Source organism: Capnocytophaga sp. oral taxon 903, assembly GCF_013394785.1.
Classification (GTDB): domain Bacteria; phylum Bacteroidota; class Bacteroidia; order Flavobacteriales; family Flavobacteriaceae; genus Capnocytophaga; species Capnocytophaga ochracea.
This window is the reverse complement of the sequence record NZ_JABXYW010000002.1, coordinates 50,697-73,082: the sequence shown is the minus strand read 5'-3', so window position 1 is coordinate 73,082 and position 22,386 is coordinate 50,697. Positions and strand designations below refer to the sequence as shown.

Sequence of the window (22,386 nt, the reverse complement as noted above, 5' to 3'; positions counted from 1 at the left end):
ATTTACATAAAGAAGACTGCCCAAGAACAAAGTTCATTAGACAGTCGTTATAAAAGGAATAATAACTTTTAAATGCTTTTGATAATAGTAACAAAATCATCAGCTTTAAGGGCAGCCCCACCTATGAGTCCGCCATCTACATCTTCTTTTGCAAAGATTTCTTTTGCATTATCCGGTTTTACACTACCTCCATACAAGATAGATACTTTATCAGCAACCCCTTTGCCATATTTGTCAGCAATAGTTTTACGAATAAAGTGGTGAATTTCTTGTGCTTGGTCAGGAGTAGCGGTTTCGCCTGTACCAATAGCCCATACAGGTTCGTAAGCCAATACAATATGTTGCCAAGCCTCAGCAGGCAAGTGGAACAAACCATTTTTGATTTGGCTACCTACCACATCAAAGTGCTTATTAGCTTTGCGGTCAGCTAACTCTTCACCAATACAGAACACTACACGCATATTGTGTTTAAGGGCTGTGTTCACTTTTTTAGCTAAACTCTCATCAGTTTCGTTAAAGTAAGCACGGCGCTCAGAGTGTCCTAAAATAGTAGTTTTTACCCCAATACTGCCTAACATTTCAGCCGAAATCTCTCCCGTGTAAGCTCCGTTTTCAGCAAAGTGCATATTTTGCGCAATTACTTCGATGTGGCTACCTTTTACTGCTTCTACAGCTGGAATAAGGTTTACAAAGGTAGGGGCAATCATTACCTCAGCATTTGTTTGAGGTACTTTTTTCAATAGGTCGGAAATAAGTGCTAACGACTTGTTAAGGTCGTTGTTCATTTTCCAGTTCCCTGCTACAATTTTTTTTCTCATATAATGAACTTTTTATTTTCTAACTTCTCGGCAAAGATATAAATAATTTACTAATTAGCAAAATTACTGATGAACACTACTAACGAATTACCTAATTGGCTAATTTATATTGTTTCTAATAGAATATTGCCATATCTTTGCCTCGTCTTTTAAAAGCGATTGCTTTTCAAGCACAAAGTTTGAACCATAAAGATTATTTAATTTAGAATTATTTTTGTCGGTAAGCGATGGGAATCTGCTTACCGGCTTTTTTATACGTTAAAACGGAAGTGCATAATATCGCCGTCTTTCACGATATATTCTTTACCTTCCACGCGCATTTTACCAGCTTCTTTTACTTTAGCCTCACTGCCATAAGTAATAAAATCATTATAAGCGATTACCTCAGCACGAATAAATCCTTTCTCAAAATCGGTGTGAATTACCCCTGCGGCTTGAGGGGCAGTGTCTCCTTGATGAATCGTCCACGCACGCACTTCTTTTACCCCTGCGGTGAAATAAGTTTGTAGGTTCAGTAGGTGATAGGCTGCACGAATGAGTTTAGAGGCTCCTGGTTCTTCTAAACCTATATCCTCCAAGAACATTTGGCGTTCTTCGTAACTTTCCAATTCGGTGATGTCGGCTTCAGTGGCTACTGCCAATACAATCACTTCGGCATCTTCGTCTTTTACGGCATCTTTCACTTGTTCCACATAAGCGTTCCCGTTTTTAGCCGATTTTTCATCTACATTGCACACATATAGCACAGGCTTAGTAGTGAGCAGTTGGAAGCTGTCCATCAATTCTTTTTCTTCATCGCTTATTTGCACGGCACGAGCCGAAACACCCGTGAGCAAAGCCTCCTTTACACGGTTGAGCAAGTCCATTTCTTTCGCCGCTTTCTTATCGCCTGCTTTCGCTGCGCGCGTTACTTTCTCCAAGCGTTTTTCAACCGTTTCAAGGTCTTTTAACTGCAATTCTATATCAATAGTTTCTTTATCGCGTATAGGGTCTACACTTCCATCAACGTGTACGATGTTGTCATTTTCAAAACAACGCAATACGTGGATAATCGCATTACACTCACGTATATTTCCCAAAAATTGGTTACCCAAACCTTCGCCTTTACTGGCGCCTTTCACCAGTCCAGCTATGTCTACAATCTCTACCGTTGCAGGCATTACACGCTCAGGTTTTACAAGGCTTTCGAGTTTCTCTAAACGGGGGTCAGGTACGTTTACAACACCCAAGTTGGGCTCTATAGTACAAAAAGGGAAGTTAGCACTCTGTGCTTTAGCATTTGATAAACAATTAAATAAAGTAGACTTCCCCACATTGGGCAGTCCTACAATTCCTGCTTTCATATATATTTATTGTATAATTTTAGGGTGCAAAAGTACGGTAAATAACAATAATGACAAATATTCTAATAATACTATTTTATCAATGAGGTAATTTCTTAATACTTCTCCTGTATTCCATCACTATCTCATCAATAACCTCTTTTACGCTTTGTACCTGGGTAATCAGACTCGCTACTTGTCCTATTTCTAACTCGCCCTGTTCTACATCTCCTTCAAACATTCCTTGTTTGGTACGGCGATTACCTACTAAGGCTTTAAGGTTTTCGACAGTAGCTTGCTGAGTGTTGTAGAGCTCTTTTACCTCCTTATAGAAGCCGTTTTTAAGCAAACGTACAGGAGCTAATTCCTTTAACGTAAGTTCTGTATCACCTTCGCCAGCTGCTACTATTCTTTCTTTAAAATTAGGGTGTACAGAAGCCTCGGTAGTAGCTACAAACCTACTGCCTATTTGTACCCCTTCGGCTCCTAAGGCAAGAGCAGCAAGCATTCCGCTACCTGTAGCAATTCCCCCTGCAGCAATGAGAGGAATATCTAATACTTTGCGTACAGCAGGAATGAGCACCATTGTGCTAGTTTCTTCACGTCCGTTGTGACCGCCCGCTTCAAAGCCCTCAGCTACCACAGCATCTACGCCGGCAACTTGGGCTTTAAGGGCAAACTTACTACTGCTCACTACGTGAGCTACTTTTATGCCTTCTTTTTGCAATAAAGACGTATAGGTAGCAGGATTTCCTGCCGAAGTAAATACAATCTTTACCCCTTCGCGCAAAATCACTTCAATAGCTTTGTCCATTTCGGGGTACATAATAGGAATATTCACCCCAAAAGGTTTATCAGTAGCCACTTTACACTTACGTATGTGTTCTGCAAGGGTTTCGGGGTGCATAGAGCCTGCGCCCAATAGTCCCAAACCGCCTGCATTGCTCACAGCTGAAGCCAATCGCCAACCACTTGCCCATATCATTCCTCCCTGAATAATAGGATATTGAATATTAAAAAGTTCTGTAATACGTGTTTTCATTGTCTACAATTTAAGATTGTTATTCTCATCGAACTCCCAAAAAGGATTATAAGCGACTTCAAACACATAACCGTCTAAATCTTTAAAGTAACCGCTATAGCCACCCCAAAATACTTTTTGAGCAGGTTTTATTATAGTTGCTCCTAATTCTTTAACTTTGGCTAATACAGCGTCTACTTCCGCTTCCGAGGTAGCATTGTAGCTGATAGTCATTCCTGCAAACGAACTTGGCTCATAAGGCAAAGTAGTATCTTCTGAAAGTTCTTCTAAGGGGTAAAGCCCCAATACGATGCCTCCCAAAGGAAAAAGAGCATAGTCGTTCATACTTTTATCTGATTTTTGCCAACCTAAGCCTTCGTAGAAACTAAGGGCTTTTTGAAAATCGCGAACGCCCAAAGTAATCAAAGTAAATTTTTGTCTCATACTATTGATTTGTTATAAGTTTTTTTTCTTTTTTAGGTACTTTGGCGAGTACTTCTTCGTAAGAATGTTGTACCATTTCTTCAATAAGAGTGGGAGGGAGGCTCTCTACCAAAACTGTATTCCAAAGTTTTTTGTTTAAGTGATAGCCTGCTACAATCTTTTCAGGGTATTGCTCACGAAGCTCCAAAGCACGCTCAGGGTTGCATTTGAGACTTGCCCTCAAAGGGACGCTTTCTAAATTCGTAAGCACGAATATCCTTCCACAAATGCGAAAAGCCAATATGTCCTCGCCAAAAGGCATATCTTCAGTAGTATGTGGTAAGGACAAACAAAAGTCTCTGAAAGTTTCTAAGTTCATTGTTTTAGATAGGAGATAAGATAAAAGGGTTGCCTATTATTCAAGACAACCCTTTATTTTATACATTCATTTGCTAATTTACAAATATACTAATCAATTAAGCTTTTGAGGTAAGTGATTTGAAGAATACAAATCCAAAACCTAGGGTAAGCATACAGTGGAATGGGAACATACCAAAGTCGTTAAGACGAACGGCACTGTATAATCCAAAGAGGAAATACAACATTAGTAAGAATTCTACTATCATATTAGGCGATAGTTTGGTATTGATGTATTTGTTGTTTTTCCAGCTATCGGAGAGTGCATTGATATTGAATTTAGGGGTACGCACAAACTCACTGCGTTTACCTGTGTGTCCTTCGAGTACTGCAACAGTGTTATGGAAAGAGAAACCTAAGGCTACTGAGAAGAACGTTACAAACAGTTTGATGTAGTTTAAAAAGTCGTCGAAGGTCTTTCCTTGCAGGTTCTTATAAGTAAACCAATAGCAAATAAACAAGATGACAGTACTAATGATAAAGAAACTAGTAATGTGGAATATCCACGCTAAATGTCCGTATTGGTTTTTGATGTACAACATAGGGATACTAAGAACTGATACCACAAATACCCATAAGAACATAGAGCTATTGAGGAGGTGCATTACCCCGTGAAATTTGGTTTTCCAACCTATGTTTTTAGCTGCTAATACACGGCTTACTGTTTTACGGAAGTTCTCAGCTCCTCCTTTGTTCCAACGGAACTGTTGAGAGCGTGCTGCTGAAATAACTACAGGAAGCTCGGCAGGAGTTTCTACATCTTCCAAATATTTGAATTTCCAATTCTTTAATTGAGCGCGATAACTGAGGTCGAGGTCTTCGGTAAGGGTGTCGCCTTCCCAGTTACCTGCATCGTAAATGCACGCTTTACGCCAAATACCTGCTGTACCGTTGAAGTTGATAAAATATCCTTTAGAATTACGCCCCACTTGTTCGAGGGTAAAGTGAACATCTAAAGCGAGAGCTTGTATTTTAGTAAGGATAGAATAATTGCGGTTGATGTGCCCCCAGCGAGTTTGTACTACGCCTATTTCAGGGTCTTTGAAGTATACTACCGTACGTTTGAGCCAATCGGGTTGAGGCATAAAGTCGGCATCGAAGATGGCAACAAAATCACCTTTGGCAATAGCTAACCCTTCTTTAAGAGCACCTGCCTTAAAGCCTTCGCGATTGGTGCGACGAATGTGCTTAATATCCAAGCCTGTAGCTTGTAGTTCTTTAATGATTTCAGCCGTTTCAGCTACTGATTCGTCGGTAGAGTCATCGAGCACTTGAATTTCGAGTTTGGTACGAGGGTACTCCAATTTTGCGATATTTTCGAGCAAACGACGTACTACATACTTCTCGTTGTAAAGTGGTAGCTGGATGGTTACGTACGGAATCTCCTTAGGGTCAAGCAAGTTAAACTTAGGAGCCTCGTCGTTTTGTTTGCGATGTTTGAGATAGTTCAGTAGCAAACTAAGCATTGAAAGGCTATATAAGAAAATGCCTACTAATGCTGTACAATAGATAATAATAATCGCGTAATTGATAATTGTTGCCATAAATTATTGTTTTATGTTCTTTCTTTTAGATTTTGCAAATGTACGCGTTTTTTTGAAAATACCAAGCAAAAAAGAATTTATTTTTTAAGAAATCTCTCTTTTTTCTAAACTAATAAACTGTATATCAATAATTAGCTTTGAAGTTGCTTTATGACTGTACGCACTGATATAAAACCAATTTCTTCTTCTCGAATATCTTTAAGAGCTATCCACCGGAGTTCTTTTATTTCATCGGGGGCTACAATATGTACCTCTTCGGCTTTGAGCTCGCATTCAAAAAAGATATCCATAGTGCGGTAGGGTACATTTTTGTACAGATAATTATTGGGGTAGGTGGTGATGAAGCGCAGTTGCTCAGGTTTGATGATGAGTCCCATTTCTTCCTTTACTTCGCGACAAGCTGCTTCTTGAGCCGTTTCGTTGGGGTCGATAAAACCACCTGGGAGGTCGAGTTTTCCTTTGTCGGGGTTCATATTGCGGACTGTAAATAGTATTTTATCTTTATGCTTGAACACTACTGCTACCGCGGCGGCAATATTGTGGAAATAGGTAAAACCGCAATCGTGGCACAAAAAGCGCACGTTATTAGGAAATTCGATGTTTGTAGAAGTACAATTTGGGCAATGTTTAAATATGCTTTCCATAGTTTTTGGGTGTTTTCTGAAATTAGGTGAATGTTGAGATAACAGATTTTCAAGGTTAGAAAAATATTCTGATAACCTATCTTGGACAAACCTTATACGAATCTTGGACGAATCTTGGACGATAGCTATATGTGCGGTATCACTGTGTAAAAGGTGTTTTGTAGAAAAATTTTCTACACCTTATAGGGATTCACTTATAAAAATAACTTTTTGTACTTGTTGTCTTTTTTTATTAGGCGACAAATGTACTAATTTTTGTTATCTGAAAAAAATAATTTGTAAAAATAGTTTTTAATTGTTTTTTTAGTTGTACCTTTGCAGAGAAATTAAAAGCGTAATTCTATGGATATATTACTCAAGTCGGCAAAGATTATTGATGAAGAGAGTGCCTATCACGGTGCTGTAAAAGATATTTTAATTTCAGATGGGGTTATTAAGCAGATATCCAATCATATTGCTGCCGAAGGGGTAGAAAAGGTGCTAGAAAACACTTATATATCACAGGGTTGGACGGATAGCAGTGTTTGCTTTGGCGAACCAGGCTTTGAAGAGCGGGAGACCTTAGAGAATGGAATGCTTACGGCACAGAGAAGTGGTTTTACACACGTGCTCGTCAATCCGCTTACTCACCCGGTAGCCGACAACAAGCAAGCTGTAATGTATATCAAAGAAAAAACGAAGCATTTTGCTACTACCGCTCACCCTATTGGGGCACTAACGGTAGAAAGCAAGGGGGAATTTCTTGCCGAGCTTTACGATATGCAAAATGGAGGTGCTGTGGCTTTTGGCGATTATAAGAAGCCTATACACAACAGCAACCTGCTGAAAATAGCTTTGCAATATACACAGCCTTTCGGTGGTATTGTTATTTCTTTTCCTAACGATGCTAAAATTATGGGTAAAGGTGTGGTGAATGAGCATATAGAAAGCACACGATTAGGACTAAAAGGCATTCCTGCTTTGGCTGAAGAACTGTGTGTAGCGCGTGATTTGGCTATATTAGAATACGCAGGGGGGAAGTTACATATTCCTACTATATCCACAACAAAATCGGTAGCGCTTATTGAGGAGGCAAAAAACAAAGGATTGGACATAACTTGTAGCGTAGCTATCCATAATATTCAGTTTACTGACGAGGTTTTACAAGGGTTTGATACTAATTACAAGGTGTTGCCCCCTTTGCGCGATACTGAAAATGTAAAGGAACTAAGAGATGCCTTACAAAGAGGAGCGATAGACTTTGTTACCTCTGACCATAATCCGTTGGACATAGAACTCAAATTTAAAGAGTTTGACCTTGCCTCGTTTGGAACTATTGGGCTGGAGAATGTGTGGGGTGTGCTGAGTCAGTATACAACTGTTGAAAGAGCGGTAGCACTGCTTACCTCGGCTCGCAAACGTTTCGGGATACCTACTGCACCCATAGCTGAAAATACAGAAGCTGATGTTACTATCTTTACTCCCGAAGGAGAGACTGTTTTTACCAAAGAGATGATATTATCGGCTTCGAAGAATAGTGCTTTTATAGGAGCGACGATGAAAGGAAAAGTATTGGGGATTATTGCTCACAGACAAGCAATATTGAACGATGGAGTTTAAGAAATGTCTTACCTTTGTTATAGGGAGCTTGATTTTATTATTTACAAACTGTTACTTTAAAACAAGGAAAAAAACAATGGAAACACATAAAAAACTACCTTTAGAATACGTAATTCGCGAACCACAGGTAAGGACTAAACGTTCACCTGTAATATTTATGTTGCACGGTTATGGGAGCAATGAGGAAGACCTTTTCTCCTTTGCCGATGAATTACCCAAAGAATACACGATTATATCATTGCGTGCGCCTTATAATTTAACCTCATTTGGTTATGCGTGGTATATGATTAACTTTGATGAAGACCAAGCCTATTGGAGCGATAATGAGCAGGCTATTGAATCGCGTGAATTAATAATGAGATGTATTGATGAGGCTTGTAAGGTATATGATTTGGATACGAGAAATATAAACCTCTTAGGATTCAGTCAGGGGAGTATATTGAGTATGGCTATTGCGATATCTTATCCTAAGAAAATACGCAGAGTAATAGCACTGAGTGGTTACTTAAATGAGGATATCTTGAAAGACGGATATAAGAAAGAGAACCATTCGGCTACGCACTTTTACGTATCGCACGGCACCAGTGACCAAGTAATACCTGTGGAATGGGACAGGAAAACCCCTGAGTTTTTAAAATCGATAGGGGCTAAATGCACTTATGAAGAGTTTCCGATAGGGCACGGTGTATCACCACAAAACTTTTATTCATTCCGTGAATGGCTTAGTAAATATTGATTTATGGACAAAGCAACACTTAAATCAGAATATAATATATTCAAGCAAAAGGCTTATATTATTATTTATGGGACAAATACACGCTTAGGTAAACTATTTGACCTTGTGCTGTTGTCGCTCATTACTATCAGTGTGATAATGGTAATGCTTGAAACCGTAAAGGGTGTTGACTACCATTTGCACGGTTTGTTAGTGTTTATGGAGTGGGTGATAACCGTTTTCTTCTCACTTGAATACATCTTGCGTATTATTACCAATAAAAAGCCTTATAAATATATTTTTAGTATGTATGGCATTATAGACCTCATTGCTATTTTGCCGATGTACATATCGTTCTTCGCTCCTGGTGCAAAGGCAATATCAGTAGTGAGGGCTTTGCGCTTATTGCGTATTTTCCGCATCTTGGATTTAGCCAGTTTTATGAAGCAAGGGGAGGAGCTGAAAATGGCTTTGCGCACTAGCCGAGACAAAATTCTTATCTTCATTTATTTCATATCGGTGATTTGTATACTCTTAGGGTCAGTAATGTATGTAGTGGAAGGACACCAGAACGGGTTTAGCAGTATCCCACGCGGTGTTTACTGGTGTATTGTAACAATGACTACCGTAGGCTTTGGAGATATAGCTCCGCAAACTACATTGGGACAGCTGATAGCTTCGTTTGTAATGATATTGGGTTATGGCGTTATTGCGGTACCTACGGGTATTGTTACTGCTGAATATACCCATATGAAAAAGAAACATTCTATTGAGGGGAGCAAAAAGCAACACGAAGAGAATGAGGTTGCTGGAAAATTGGTTTGCAAACGATGTTCTTTTGACAAACATTTGCAGGGGGCTAAATATTGTAGCCAATGTGGTAGTGAGTTAATACTCCAAAAGAGCAATCACGATGAAGCATAAAAAAATACTTTTGAGTGTGGTAGGACCTACTGCTATTGGAAAAACGCGAATGGCTATAGCCTTAGCACAACACTTCGGTACTGAAATCATCTCTTGCGACTCACGACAGTTTTTTAAGGAGCTTTCAATAGGCACAGCTGTTCCTTCGCCCTATGAATTAGCTCAGGCAAAGCACCATTTCATTCAGCATAAATCTATTTTTGAGCCTTATTCGGTAGGTGATTTTGAGCGCGATGCTATTAGCTTGCTCAACACACTTTTTAGAACTCACGATGTGGTAGTAATGGTAGGAGGAAGTGGGCTTTATGCTAATGCAGTGCTCAGTGGGTTAGATGATTTTCCTGAAACCGATGAACAGATAAGAAAAGAGCTGAATGCGCAGTATAAAGCAGAAGGCATTGTTTTTTTGCAACAAAAGCTAAAAACTTTAGACCCTGTGCAATACGAGAAAATAGATACAAATAATCCGCAACGAATGATACGTGCCTTAGAAGTGTGTATGGTAGCAGGGAAGCCTTATTCGTCTTTTTTAAACAAAAAAGAAACGGTGAGAGACTTTGAGAGCATACAAGTAGGACTTACGGCAGAACGAGAGGTGCTTTACAATCGCATTGATGAGCGAGTAGAGCAAATGCTTGGAGATGGGTTGCTTATAGAAGCACAAGATATGTTTCGGCACAAGGAACTCAATGCTTTGCAGACGGTAGGCTACAAGGAGTTATTTGCTTTTTTTGAAGGGAAGACCTCGTTTGGTTTTGCCATAGAGGAAATTAAGAAGAACACACGTCGATTTGCTAAGCGACAATTTACGTGGTTTCACAAAGATAGTTCTATACATTGGTTTGATTACAGGACAACGGTGGAGGAAGTTCTTCAGAAAACCACAATGCCAATAATACCGGAGTAATACCACAATGCCAGAAATGCCAATAATACCAAATTAATGACAGTGCTAGGTCGTAGCACGACAGGCAGGTGCGAGCCGCACAGGCAGTCGTAGCACGACGGGCAGATAGAGTAAAGACGAACAAAAGACGAACAAAAGACGAACAAAAGGCGGAATTAAAACAAACCTAAGAAGGAGGATAGAGGAAGATATTTTGAAGTAAAAAAGGTACGTTTGATTTGAGGAATGATAGAAGTATTGTAAAAAATATTATCTTTGCACCAAAATTTGTAATTGATAACTAATGAAAAAACTGATTTTATTAGCTTTTGCGCTACTAGCATTGCAATCTTGTAGTGTAACAAATACCTTTACGTTTCATAAAGATGCTACTATTTCTACGGATATGGCAGTGGATATGAGTGAAATGCTTGCTATGCAAGCAAAGGCAAAACAAGGAGAAAACAGTTTGAAAAACGTGAATATGCCCGAATTTCCGAAAGAATGGCAATCGGTTTACGACTTTCAAAAAACAGTAGAAAAGGATAGCATTCCTGCTGATAAAGCTGAATTGCTGAAACGCGCAGCTATTAAAGGACTTTTTAAAGACAATAAGGAAGTAGGTTTTCAGGTTAGGTTCGACCATTTTGCGCCTGAAGAATACGCTTCTATCACCGCCGCTATTGGTAGAGGGACACGCAATAACAACCCTCTGAGTATTTCGGCTTTTAAATGGGACGGCAAGGAGTTGCGCATCAATATCGCTGCTTTGGAACAAAATACAGATGATGAAGAGCAAGCAGAGCGCGTAGCACAGATGAAGAAGATGTTTAATATTGATATCAATAATACGCTTGTATTCGAGGGCAAAATAAAGAAGATAAAAGGCAAACACCCTTATATTGAGAAAATAGATGCTCACACCGTGAAAATTGATTTAAAAGCCACTGATGGCAAAAAGAAAAAGAGACGCGATAAAGAGATTGTAATCGTTATCAAATAGTTTTATCTCTTACCACTTAACTATTACTTAAAATGTTATATTATTTATTAGAAAACCTTGAAAAATATTACGACTTTCCAGGGTCGGGGCTTTATAAATACTTATCGTTTCGCGCAGGTTTAGCTTTAATGCTTTCCTTGCTTATTTCTACCATCTATGGGAAGCGTATTATTCGCCTCCTACAACGCAAACAGATAGGCGAAACGGTGCGAGACTTAGGGCTTACGGGGCAGAATGAAAAAGCAGGCACTCCTACTATGGGGGGATTATCATTATTCTTGCTACGCTTATACCTGTACTGCTGTTGGCTAAGTTAGATAACGTATATACCCTATTGCTACTCATCACTACTGTGTGGATGGGAGCTATTGGCTTTATCGACGATTATATCAAGACTTTCCGCAAGAACAAAGACGGACTGAAAGGACGTTTTAAAATATTAGGACAAATAGGCTTAGGAATTATCGTAGGGGCAACGCTCTATTTCAATGATAATGTAACTATTAAGAGTGAGAAAACAGGTATTGGACGAACACGTACTGAAGTAGTAGCAGAAACAGCCACAGAGAATTTTGTTCCAGAAGTAAAATCGACGAAAACTACTATTCCGTTTGTGAAGAATAACGAGTTTGACTATGCTGACCTCATTGCGTGGGCAGGAGATAATTATCATCATTATGTGTGGCTGGTATTTATTCCCATTGTGATTCTTATTGTTACAGCGGTTTCTAACGGTGCGAACCTTACTGATGGTATAGACGGATTGGCAGCGGGAAGCTCGGCTATTATAGTCCTAACATTAGGGTTATTTGCGTGGATTTCGGGTAACATTATCTTCTCAGAATACTTAAACATTATGTATATCCCAAGAGTAGGGGAGATGACGGTATTCATAGCCGCTTTTGCAGGAGCTTTGGTGGGCTTTTTGTGGTATAATACCTATCCTGCCCAAGTGTTTATGGGCGATACAGGAAGTTTGACCATAGGTGGGATTATAGCTGTAATAGCCATAGCAGTACGCAAAGAACTCTTGTTGCCTGTGCTCTGTGGTATCTTCCTCATTGAAAACTTATCGGTGATATTGCAAGTGTTTTACTTTAAATATACGAAGAAAAAGTATGGTGAAGGTAGACGTATCTTCTTGATGTCGCCTTTACACCACCATTACCAAAAGAAGGGGTATCACGAGAGTAAAATAGTGATGCGCTTTCTTATTGTAGGGATTTTCTTAGCGGTGATTAGCATTGTAACGCTGAAATTGAGATAAGAGCTCAATTAAAAGCTTGGATATATTGGAGAATAGAAATGTGAAAAGCGCCTAAATAATCTGATTATTTAGGCGCTTGACTTTTATATTGAAGTTATTGCGTCTTTGAGTTGAGCTAAGGCTTGCCTTACCATACTACGCGGACAAGCTAAATTGATGCGCATATAGCCATTGCCTTCTTCACCATAAATACTACCGTCATTTAAGGCTAAGTGCGCCCTATTGGTACATAGAGCGACTATATCTTTTTGATTGAGTTGTAACGCACTGAAATCAATAAACACTAAATAAGAGGCTTGAGGTATGATGACTTTTAGTTGAGGTATGTTTTCCTTGATATAACTTACCACTTCATCAATATTACCTTGAACGTAAGTGAGCATTTGTTGTAACCATTCTTCGCCTTTGTTATAGGCTGCTACAACGGTATTAAAAGCAAAGACATTGCCCGCAGCCAATTCGTTCCCTTCTACATAGCTTTCGAAGCGACGACGCAGGGTAGGATTAGCAATTACCGTATAAGAGGTAGCTAAGCCTGCCATATTAAAAGCCTTGCTGGGAGATGCAAATACAACGGAGTTCTGTTTAGCTTCTTCGCTTACTGAGGCAAACGGAATGTGCTCGTAGGGAAGTAAGGTAAGGTCGGCGTGGATTTCGTCAGCTACTATTATTACGTTGTTCTGAGCACAGATAGTTGCTACTTTTTTGAGTTCTTCGCGCGTCCATACACGTCCGCCAGGGTTATGAGGGTGACAGAAGAGGAAGAGTTTACAGCCTTTTATCTTTTTTTCAAAGAGTTTAAAATTGATATAATATTGCCCATCTTTCAGCTCTAATGGACAGTTTACTAATTCGCGATGGTTATTGCGGATTACCTGAGCGAAAGGATTATATACAGGTTGCTGAATCATTACCTTTTCACCACGCTGAGTAAATGCCTGTACTGCCATTGCCAAAGCTGGTACTACCCCAGGGACGAATGAAATCATTTCTTTAGTAATCGTCCACTTATGACGGCGCTTTTGCCAACTGATAATGGCTTCATACCAACTTTCGGGTTTCGCTGTGTAGCCAAACACTTCACATTCCATACGTTTTTTCATCACTTCCACTATGAAAGGAGGTGTTTTAAAATCCATATCGGCTACCCACATAGGAAGCAAATCGGTGCGTCCCCAGCGGGGGGCTAATGCCTCTAACTTGAGAGCATCGGTGTGTTTTCTGCAAACTACTTCGTCAAAATTATAATTCACTTTTTAATGATTAATGTTTAATGGTTAATGATTAATATGTTACGTGTTATCGGATATCTATTAGGAAACTCTTACTATTTGGGCACCGAGGGCTTTGAGTCGTCCGTCGATGTTTTCGTAACCACGGTCTATTTGTTCTATATTGTAAATGGTAGAGGTGCCTTTGGCTGAAAGAGCTGCAATAAGCAAGGCTATACCGGCACGAATATCAGGTGAGGTCATTAGGGTTGCGCGCAAAGGAGAACGGAAATCATTACCGATAACGGTAGCGCGGTGAGGGTCGCATAGTATAATTTTAGCACCCATATCTATCAGTTTATCGATAAAGAATAGCCTGCTCTCAAACATCTTTTGGTGAATAAGCACTTCCCCACGTGCTTGGGTAGCAACTACCAGCACGATACTGAGTAGGTCGGGGGTAAAACCAGGCCAAGGGGCATCGGCTACGGTTAGGATAGAGCCATCGATATAATTTTGGATTTCATAGCCGTTAGTATGAGCGGGGATATGAATATCGTCGTTTTTCTTTTCGAAGGTAATACCTAATTTCTGAAAAATAGTAGGCATAATACCCAAATGCTCCCAGCCTACATTCTTAATGGTAATTTCACTGCGGGTCATAGCAGCCAAGCCTATCCAACTACCTATTTCAATCATATCGGGGAGGATAGTGTGTGTACAACCCTCTAAGCGTTCTACCCCGTTGATAGTAATGAGGTTGGAACCGATACCTTGTATATCAGCTCCCATAGCGTTGAGCATACGGCAGAGTTGTTGTACATAGGGCTCACAAGCTGCGTTATAAATAGTTGTAGTACCTTCGGCTAATACGGCAGCCATAATAATATTGGAAGTACCTGTAACTGAGGCTTCTTCTAAAAGCATATAGCTTCCTTTTAGTTTCTCGGCTACTACGCTATAAGTAAAGTTATTCTCATCATATTCGAAATGGGCACCTAATTTGATAAACCCATCGAAGTGGGTGTCGAGACGACGGCGACCTATTTTATCACCTCCCGGTTTAGGAATATAGCCCACTCCAAAACGCGTGAGCAGAGGACCTACTATCATAATAGAACCTCGCAGGGCTTGCCCTTCGTTATGAAAAGCCTCAGACTTTAAATAGTCTATATTGATATCGTCGGCTTGAAAGCTATAAGTACCTTTCCCGAGTTTTTGGATTTTGACTCCTAAATTCTCGAGCAAAGAAATCAGTTTATTCACATCTTGAATATCGGGAATGTTGTGAATGGTAACTTTTTGGTCGGTGAGTAAAACTGCACAAAGTACTTGTAGTGCTTCGTTTTTAGCTCCTTGTGGTGTGATAGTTCCTTTGAGGGTATGTCCACCTTCTATTTTAAAAACGCCCATTGTTATTTTTTTTATTAGTTGAGAATATTCTTTTAGCTTGCTGAGGTTGCGGTTGAGGAGTGCGTTTAGTTAGATTTTGCTTCGTGCGGATAAGGTCACGACTATTAGTAAGGTCTTCGTTAGCCTTTCTCAAATCAATTTGCCCGTTGCTCAGTTCGTATAGATGTTCAAAAACCACGCTATCGTCTACGCTTTCTTTATTCCAAGTGAGGAAGCATTTCTTCATATGGTTAGCGATAGAATACTCTAAAGCTTCACGTAGGTCGCCTTTTTCCCAATTTACGCAAGTATTAATCATACGAATAATTACGTTGCCGTAGAAGCGGTAGCGGGGATGTGCTTGAGGGTATCTAAGTCTTTCGGGATGTTTATGAAGTGTGGAAGGCGTGGGTTTTTCATAAGGAGAATCGACGTCTAACTGAAAATCGGACATTATAAAGAGCTGGTCCCAAAGTTTATGTTGAAAATCAGGGACGTCGCGCAAGTGAGGGAATAAGTTTCCCATTACGGCGACGATACTTCGAGCCGTTTTATTACGTGTATCGCGGTCTTTAAGGAGTACCGCTTTTTCTATCATTTTTTGAATGTGTCGCCCGTATTCAGGGATGATTAAGTGAGGGCGTTCGGTGTTATATTCTAAGGTCGTCATAATGATAATATTCCTTTTACTTTACCAGCTTCTTTGTAATAGGCAATTACCTCATCGGGGTTTTTCACCATAAGGCTTACCGAAACACCTGTGTACTTATCGTTAGACGATGGGCGTGTGGTGATTTCGGCATCGGTATTTTTGAATACCTCTTTGAGCTGATTGAGTTTGGCTTCATCAGTAGGTATTACGAATTTATAGAGATAACGAGTGGGGAAGAGCGAAGTCTCGATGAGTTCATTCTTTAAGCGCTCGTAAAATTCGGCTAATTCTTGTTCTGTTTTCATTGTAATATTTGCTTAATTATATGAAATGTAATATTGAGTGCAAAGATACGAAAAAAGTTGGAAAGAAAAAAGCAAAAGGTAAAAAAGTGTATTTAATGCCAATAATACTAATAATGCCAGAAATACCGATAATTAACTTTGCCAGTGGAAAATGAGGGAATGAGAGAATTAGAGAATGAGGAAATGGGGTAAATGCTAATAATACCAGAAATGCCAATAATACCACCAAGGGGAATGGACGGGTCGGACTTTTCAGACGGGTCGGACAGGTTAGAGGAGAGGTTAGGGTTTTCGGAAGGAAACGAAAATTTTCAGAAGGAGACTAAGAGGGTTTTTGATGAAAAAAGGGTGTTAGGAGGGTGGGGTTAGCTTATAGAGAGCTTATAGGAAGCTTATACGAATCTTGGACGATTGGTATAGAAAGGGTATATAAATAGTTGATTCATAATATCATACAACAGGGCTAAAAATGTTAAAAACAGAGTTTCGAGGCGAAAGAAAAGGAATCCTCACCCCGTTCACATACTCTCCTATTCGGAGACTTCTCCCAAGGAGAGGGAGAGGGTAGCGACAGTAAAAGAGGAGTGTGGTGACGGAAAAGCGGAAGAAACCTCCCCCTTCTCACATACTCCGCTCTCGCGGTGCACATATCCAGCTATTGCTGGCTACCTCAGAGAGGGGGAATGTGGCGAGAGAAAAGTAAAGGTAAAGTGGAGGTAAAATAAAAGAGGAAGGGATACAGGGTATTGGATTTTTTATTATCTTTGCGTGCTATAACTAAATAAAACAGTGATGAAAAGAATATTATTAGCGAGTACTTCTACTGTATATGGGGGTACTTATCTTTCTTATTTACAAGATGAATTGATTGATTTCTTTACAGGAATTGAAGAAATATTGTTTGTGCCTTATGCACGCCCCAGTGGCATTACGCACGATGAATATACTCAGATTGCGCAACAGTTTTTCAATAGGATAGGGAAGAGTATAGTAGGCTTGCACACATTCGCTGACCCTAAAAAGGCTATTAGGCAGGCAAAAGCGATTTTTACAGGCGGAGGTAATACCTTTGTGCTGGTGAATCGGTTGTACGGATTGGAAGTGATGGACGTATTGCGTGAAGCAGTAGAAAATGGGACGCTTTATATGGGAACAAGCGCAGGGAGCAATATCGCTGGACAGACAATGCAGACTACTAATGATATGCCTATTGTTTACCCGCCTTCGTTTAAAACCTTAGGGCTTGTGCCTTTTAATATCAACCCTCATTATCTTGACCCAGACCCCCAAAGTAAACACAAGGGAGAAACTCGCGAAACGCGAATTAAGGAATTCCACGTTTTTAACGATACACCTGTGATAGGTTTGCGCGAAGGTAGTTGGCTACGTGTGGAAGATGAGAAGGTTAGCCTTAAAGGCGATTTGACGGCTAGAATCTTCCTAAAAGGGCAAGAACCTTACGAAAGTACGGAAATTTTGTTGTAGGCAATGGAAGGAATTTACTACTCTTATAATCAGGTTGTTATATAAGAGGTTTAACGAAAAAGAAGATTAGAAGGGAATATTTTTACGAAGAAAAAGTGTTATTTATTTTTGTAAATCAATTTTTTGTAATACTTTTGAGCCGTAAAAACACTTATTAAACATTTAATTATGAAATTTTACTTTTGTTTTTTAGCCTTATCATTGGCACTTGTAGCGTGTAACGACAATGGTAACCAACTCACTCCTGAGCAGAAAGAAGCAAAATTGCAACATAAGTTGGACTCGATAGCTGAAATAAAATTCTCGGAAATAGTGAAGGAAGACGTAGACTCTTATCCTATTTTTAGAGGGGTATGTGATACAGCAACGACGAAGATAGGACAGAAAGAATGTTTTGAGAGGACTTTTACAACCCTTTTTCAAGAGCGTTTGAAAAAAGCCCCTTATGAAGTAACAGAGCCTGTTACCGACCGTGTATTACTGAATATAAAAGTGGATAATACAGGTAAAATAGTGCTTATAGATATAGAAGCCAATGATAAGACAAAAGAATTACTAAGTACTGATAGTGAAACCTTTGAAGACTCATTACGCGCTAATTTATCGGCACTCTCAGAGCAAGATGCTATCGTACCAGCTACCAAGAACGGACTGAACGTGAGTACGCAATTTAATTTGCCTATTGAAATTAACGTTAAATAATTGGTCGTAGCTTTTGGAACGCATTATTTTAGGTATCGACCCAGGCACTACTATTATGGGGTTTGGGCTTATTCAGGTGGAAAGAGATACTATGAAGCTCTTACAGCTGAATGAGCTTCAACTTAGTAAATACGGCAATCACTACTTAAAACTAAGTGTGATTTTTAATCGTACTTTGGAGCTGATAGATACCTATAAGCCTGATGAATTGGCTATTGAGGCGCCCTTCTTTGGCAAGAATGTACAATCGATGTTGAAACTTGGAAGAGCGCAGGGAGTGGCGATGGCAGCGGGGCTATCGCGTGAAATTCCTATTACTGAATACGAACCTAAAAAGGTGAAAATGGCTATTACGGGTAATGGTAGTGCCTCCAAGGAACAAGTAGCCAAAATGCTTCAGCAACTTCTGAATATAAAAGAACTCCCCAAACACTTTGACGCAACCGACGGTCTGGCGGTGGCTGTCTGTCACTTTTTTAACGGTGGCAAGTCGCAAAAACAACAAAGTTATAGTGGTTGGGACGCTTTTGTAAAACAAAATCAAGACCGTATAGGTTAAAAAATACTTCATTTTGTATAGCTTATACATTCATATTCCCTTTTGTAGGCGTGCTTGTCATTATTGTGATTTCCATTTTTCGACTACTCTGAAAAGAAAAGGAGAAATGGTAAATGTCCTTTGTGAGGAACTCATTTTGCGCAAAGGGGAAGCCGTAGGTAGTGAGTTACAGACTATCTACTTAGGAGGAGGGACGCCCAGTATCCTTTCGTATGAGGAATTACAACAACTTTTCCGCACTATCTTCACACATTACAAGGTAAATACCACAGCTGAAATTACCTTAGAAGCCAATCCTGATGACTTTTTTAGAGCTACTTCTCCCGAGCAATTTTTGAAACAATTACGCTCCTTGGGTATCAATAGGCTCAGTTTAGGAGTGCAGTCGTTTTTTGAAGAGGACTTGCGATTGATGAACAGAGTGCATACGGTAAGCCAAGTAGAGACTTTATTACAGATAGCTCCACAGTATTTTAATAATATCACGATTGATTTGATTTACGGCATTCCCCAAATGAGTGAGGAACGCTGGCAGGAGAATGTTAATAAGGCACTGTCTTTCGATATTCCGCATATCTCAGCCTATGCGCTTACGGTAGAAGAAAAAACAGCTTTGCACAAGTTTATTGCTACAGGTAAAATCGCACCAATAAGCGATGAGCAGGCTTACACTCACTTTCAAATGTTGATAGATACTCTGGAAGCAGAGGGGTTTATACAATACGAATTTTCAAACTTTGGCAAAGAAGGGTATTTTAGCAGGAATAACACGGCTTATTGGTTTGGCAAGCCCTATATGGGAATAGGTCCTTCAGCCCACAGTTTTAACGGGAAGGAGCGTAGTTGGAATATCGCTCATAACATTAAGTATATACAACAAATACAGCAGGGGATTTTGCCACAGGAAAAAGAAGAACTTACCCTTAATAACCGATATAACGAACTCATCATCACCCGTATACGCACGATGGTAGGGATTGATTTAGAAGAAGTGAGAACAGTATTTGGGGAAGGTTACCGCCAATATTTGTTACAACAAGCACAGAAGTACCTTGCCGATGAGCTTTTAGTTATAGAAGAAAACCATCTGAAAGTAACGCGCAAAGGCAGATTCCTCTCAGATGGTATAGCTTCGGATTTATTTAGGGTGGATAACCTCACTTAGTGGTTTGAAGGTAGGGTTTAGATTCCCGTCGATATGGTATTCCAAAAGTAGGTCACCCCACAATTCACCATCAGTAAATTCACAAATCACCCATTTTTCATTCAGTATTCTTATTTTATTAAACAAGAACTTCCCATTGCTTTCAGATTTGATGTAAGGGTTTTTAGTGTCCTTTACGTTCATCTCCATTAAAGCATTGATAACAATTTGTGAAGGATTGTCAATTTTCAAATCTTCGAAATACTGTTGTGCTAACTCGTTTGTTTCGAGGCTGAAGTTAAGTGCTTCGACGCGTTGTTCATCGAGTTTCTTGATAGAATCGGTGAGTTTGGAAATCTTCTCAGCTGATTCTTTCATCGCTGTAACATTTGCATTGCTATCTGTTTGGTTGCAACCGGCTAAAAGGGCAAAGGCTCCTAAAAGCGTAATAAAAATTCGTTTATTCATTATGATAAGGTTTTTGTTCGCTTAGATTTAGCACTTTTACTTTGGGTTTTCGTCGCAAGTAAGCGTGCAAAAGGTGACGGTTTGTTAATGAATTGGGTAAAGGAGTGATGAGGTTTTGTAACATCTCTAATTGAGTAAGCTGGAAATTCAGATTAAAGAAGGCATAGCCTTGAATATTGCCATCGACTACTAAAATAATGCTTTTCTCGCCTATTACTCTACCTTTATCTACAATAGCTACATTTCGGTGCACAAGTCCGTATTTTGAAAGTACCTCAGAGGCGCGTGTGTTATACTCCTCAACGGTTTCGTTATTGAAATCTACTTCGTTTAAATGGTACTCTTCAGTGATTTGATTTAAAAAGTGCTGGGCTTGTTCTTTGGTTTCAAAAGTAGTGATAATTTCGTTTTGAGTGGATAATAATTCTATTGAAAAACAAAGATATCCCTTAGTATTAAAGTGAGAAGTGAGTGTATAAGTGATATTTATTTCTTTTTCAGGATTTCGCCTATTACATTTTGGGAGGTTGAGGTGTATTTCTTCTAACCTTTTTAAAGCAGCGATGAGTTCATTGCCTGTTTCTTGATAAGTAACTCGATAAGTATGGCGTTGCAAGTATCTATCGCGTTTGGACGGAGAAGTGAAGAGCCTGTTTACTTGTTGTTTGATATTTTTGTGTTTCCCAATGTAAATGACTTTACCTTCTTCGTTATGCATATAAAAAATTCCTAATGTTTCAGGGAGAGTGTCGAGTATTTTCAGATGACGAGAAGCCATTTCTAAACGAATATCCTGCTTGACAGAGGTAGTAATGATATCCTTTTTGGTGTCCTTTTCGAGTAGGTATTTAAAGAGTTTTAGGGTAGCCAAGGCATCACCAGAAGCGCGATGCCGGTCGCTTACAGGAATACCTAAGGAGCGCACTAACTTACCTAAACTATATGATTCTTTATTGGGAATGAGTCGCTCGGAGAGTTCTACGGTGCAGAGCGTTGTACGGACAAAGTCGTATCCTAAGCGGCGAAATTCAGTTTGCAAGATGCGATAATCGAAGGCGGCATTATGACCTACGATAATGCAATCGGTAGTAATTTCAACAATGCGTTTGGCAACCTCATAGAATTTAGGGGCATTGCGCAACATTTTGTTGTTGATGCCTGTAAGTTTAGTAACGAACTCTTGAATGGGGCGTTCGGGATTTATCAGAGAGATGAACTGGTCGGTTACTTCGTGCCCGTTGAACTGATAGATAGCGATATCGGTAATGCCCTCTTCGTTGTATTTACCTCCTGTGGTTTCTATGTCGAGTATTGCGTACAAATGCTTAGGTGTTAGGTTTTATGGATTAGGTATTAGAAAAGAAAAAAGCAAAGAGGAAGGAAGGTCTTACTCTTTGCTTTTATAAGTTTGTTTAACTGATTAGCGAACTTCTTTAATACGGGCTTTTTTACCAGTAAGTCCTCTAAAATAGTAAATGCGAGCACGTCTTACTTTACCTTTTTTGTTTACTTCAATTTTTTGAAGAGCAGGCATATTGATAGGGAAGATACGTTCTACACCTACGGTTCCTGACATTTTACGAATAGTAAAAGTAGCGGTTACGCCGTGACCTTTGCGTTGAATAACAACGCCTTTAAAAAACTGAGTACGTTTTTTATCACCCTCTTTAATCTCGTAATACACAGTGATAGTATCACCAGCTGAGAAATCGGGGAAGTCTTTTTTTTCGATAAAGTTGTCTTGTACGTACTTTAATAATGGTTCCATAAAAAATATAAATAATTATGTTATCAATGGGCAACATTCACGACTCTCGCCAGAGGTTACTCCAAATCGGGGGCAAAGGTAGTACTTTTTTTTGAATTAGCAAGATACCTGTAAAAG

At 39.5% G+C, this 22,386-nt stretch carries 23 protein-coding genes and 1 pseudogene; 10 read left to right on the top strand and 14 right to left on the bottom strand.

All coding sequences use genetic code 11. The features are described 5' to 3' along the window. Positions 1-68 precede the first annotated feature (68 nt). The 7 genes from tpiA to HW279_RS00345 form a co-directional block, all read right to left on the bottom strand. A complete protein-coding gene (gene tpiA, locus HW279_RS00375; RefSeq protein ID WP_009420925.1) occupies positions 69-818 on the bottom strand; it encodes a triose-phosphate isomerase in 750 nt (249 codons plus the stop codon). 251 nt (positions 819-1,069) lie between these two features. Beyond that, entirely contained in the window at positions 1,070-2,161 is a 1,092-nt protein-coding gene (gene ychF / locus HW279_RS00370; protein WP_178957535.1) for a redox-regulated ATPase YchF, read from the bottom strand. Between the two features lie 79 nt (positions 2,162-2,240). Beyond that, on the bottom strand, positions 2,241-3,182 hold the full coding sequence (locus tag HW279_RS00365) for an NAD(P)H-dependent flavin oxidoreductase (RefSeq protein ID WP_178957534.1): 942 nt from the start codon (positions 3,180-3,182) through the stop codon (positions 2,241-2,243). 3 nt (positions 3,183-3,185) lie between these two features. Further along, positions 3,186-3,605, bottom strand: a complete 420-nt coding sequence (locus tag HW279_RS00360; protein ID WP_002672858.1) for a VOC family protein — start codon at positions 3,603-3,605, stop codon at positions 3,186-3,188. A gap of 1 nt (position 3,606) precedes the next feature. Further along, positions 3,607-3,963, bottom strand: a complete 357-nt coding sequence (locus HW279_RS00355; protein WP_178957533.1) for an MmcQ/YjbR family DNA-binding protein — start codon at positions 3,961-3,963, stop codon at positions 3,607-3,609. A 97-nt stretch (positions 3,964-4,060) separates the two neighbouring features. After that, positions 4,061-5,545 carry a cellulose synthase family protein gene (locus tag HW279_RS00350; RefSeq protein ID WP_009410730.1) on the bottom strand — a complete coding sequence of 495 codons (1,485 nt, stop codon included), beginning with the start codon at positions 5,543-5,545 and terminating at the stop codon, positions 4,061-4,063. A gap of 131 nt (positions 5,546-5,676) precedes the next feature. Continuing rightward, positions 5,677-6,189 carry an NUDIX hydrolase gene (locus HW279_RS00345; RefSeq protein WP_009410731.1) on the bottom strand — a complete coding sequence of 171 codons (513 nt, stop codon included), beginning with the start codon at positions 6,187-6,189 and terminating at the stop codon, positions 5,677-5,679. A 342-nt stretch (positions 6,190-6,531) separates the two neighbouring features. Between HW279_RS00345 and HW279_RS00340 the strand changes: the two genes are divergently transcribed. The 6 genes and pseudogenes from HW279_RS00340 (at position 6,532) to mraY (ending at position 12,583) form a co-directional block, all read left to right on the top strand. Further along, the gene (locus HW279_RS00340) at positions 6,532-7,788 is read left to right on the top strand and encodes a dihydroorotase (RefSeq protein ID WP_178957532.1); all 1,257 of its coding nucleotides are present in this window, start codon (positions 6,532-6,534) and stop codon (positions 7,786-7,788) included. Further along, positions 7,778-8,524, top strand: a complete 747-nt coding sequence (locus HW279_RS00335) for an alpha/beta hydrolase (RefSeq protein WP_178957531.1) — start codon at positions 7,778-7,780, stop codon at positions 8,522-8,524. Before HW279_RS00340 ends, HW279_RS00335 begins: the two co-directional genes overlap by 11 nt. Positions 8,525-8,527: 3 nt before the next feature. Further along, positions 8,528-9,427 carry an ion transporter gene (locus HW279_RS00330; RefSeq protein WP_178957530.1) on the top strand — a complete coding sequence of 300 codons (900 nt, stop codon included), beginning with the start codon at positions 8,528-8,530 and terminating at the stop codon, positions 9,425-9,427. Continuing rightward, entirely contained in the window at positions 9,417-10,334 is a 918-nt protein-coding gene (gene miaA / locus HW279_RS00325) for a tRNA (adenosine(37)-N6)-dimethylallyltransferase MiaA (RefSeq protein WP_178957529.1), read from the top strand. The genes HW279_RS00330 and miaA overlap by 11 nt, the downstream gene beginning before the upstream one ends. Before the next feature lie 283 nt (positions 10,335-10,617). After that, the gene (locus HW279_RS00320; protein WP_009420916.1) at positions 10,618-11,316 is read left to right on the top strand and encodes a hypothetical protein; all 699 of its coding nucleotides are present in this window, start codon (positions 10,618-10,620) and stop codon (positions 11,314-11,316) included. 32 nt (positions 11,317-11,348) lie between these two features. Further along, positions 11,349-12,583, top strand: a pseudogene (gene mraY / locus HW279_RS00315) (phospho-N-acetylmuramoyl-pentapeptide-transferase). Between the two features lie 83 nt (positions 12,584-12,666). Here the strand turns inward: mraY and HW279_RS00310 are convergent. From HW279_RS00310 to HW279_RS00295, 4 genes are read right to left on the bottom strand one after another with little or no spacing between them, the layout of a single operon-like run. Beyond that, positions 12,667-13,836 carry a MalY/PatB family protein gene (locus HW279_RS00310; RefSeq protein ID WP_178957528.1) on the bottom strand — a complete coding sequence of 390 codons (1,170 nt, stop codon included), beginning with the start codon at positions 13,834-13,836 and terminating at the stop codon, positions 12,667-12,669. Between the two features lie 60 nt (positions 13,837-13,896). Further along, complete coding sequence (gene murA / locus HW279_RS00305; protein WP_178957527.1) at positions 13,897-15,207, bottom strand: UDP-N-acetylglucosamine 1-carboxyvinyltransferase; 1,311 nt, start codon at positions 15,205-15,207, stop codon at positions 13,897-13,899. Further along, positions 15,194-15,856, bottom strand: a complete 663-nt coding sequence (locus HW279_RS00300) for a DUF4290 domain-containing protein (protein ID WP_002672843.1) — start codon at positions 15,854-15,856, stop codon at positions 15,194-15,196. The genes murA and HW279_RS00300 overlap by 14 nt, the downstream gene beginning before the upstream one ends. Next, positions 15,853-16,143, bottom strand: coding sequence for a DUF493 family protein (locus HW279_RS00295; protein ID WP_178957526.1), 291 nt, complete (start codon positions 16,141-16,143; stop codon positions 15,853-15,855). The genes HW279_RS00300 and HW279_RS00295 overlap by 4 nt, the downstream gene beginning before the upstream one ends. Positions 16,144-16,935: 792 nt before the next feature. On the opposite strand from HW279_RS00295, the gene pepE reads away from it, so the two are divergent. From pepE to hemW, 4 genes are all read left to right on the top strand, one after another. Further along, complete coding sequence (pepE, locus tag HW279_RS00290) at positions 16,936-17,628, top strand: dipeptidase PepE (RefSeq protein WP_178957525.1); 693 nt, start codon at positions 16,936-16,938, stop codon at positions 17,626-17,628. A 168-nt stretch (positions 17,629-17,796) separates the two neighbouring features. After that, entirely contained in the window at positions 17,797-18,330 is a 534-nt protein-coding gene (locus HW279_RS00285; RefSeq protein ID WP_002672833.1) for a hypothetical protein, read from the top strand. 13 nt (positions 18,331-18,343) lie between these two features. Next, on the top strand, positions 18,344-18,889 hold the full coding sequence (ruvC, locus tag HW279_RS00280; RefSeq protein ID WP_178957524.1) for a crossover junction endodeoxyribonuclease RuvC: 546 nt from the start codon (positions 18,344-18,346) through the stop codon (positions 18,887-18,889). A gap of 13 nt (positions 18,890-18,902) precedes the next feature. Then, positions 18,903-20,054, top strand: coding sequence for a radical SAM family heme chaperone HemW (gene hemW / locus HW279_RS00275; protein WP_178957523.1), 1,152 nt, complete (start codon positions 18,903-18,905; stop codon positions 20,052-20,054). On the opposite strand, the gene HW279_RS00270 is transcribed toward hemW, so the two are convergent. The 3 genes from HW279_RS00270 to rplS form a co-directional block, all read right to left on the bottom strand. After that, entirely contained in the window at positions 20,028-20,501 is a 474-nt protein-coding gene (locus tag HW279_RS00270; protein WP_178957522.1) for a hypothetical protein, read from the bottom strand. The two genes, hemW and HW279_RS00270, sit on opposite strands and share 27 nt — an antisense overlap. After that, entirely contained in the window at positions 20,494-21,822 is a 1,329-nt protein-coding gene (locus tag HW279_RS00265) for an exonuclease domain-containing protein (protein WP_178957521.1), read from the bottom strand. The genes HW279_RS00270 and HW279_RS00265 overlap by 8 nt, the downstream gene beginning before the upstream one ends. A 99-nt stretch (positions 21,823-21,921) precedes the next feature. Further along, positions 21,922-22,269, bottom strand: a complete 348-nt coding sequence (gene rplS / locus HW279_RS00260) for a 50S ribosomal protein L19 (protein ID WP_002672812.1) — start codon at positions 22,267-22,269, stop codon at positions 21,922-21,924. Between the last annotated feature and the right edge of the window lie 117 nt (positions 22,270-22,386).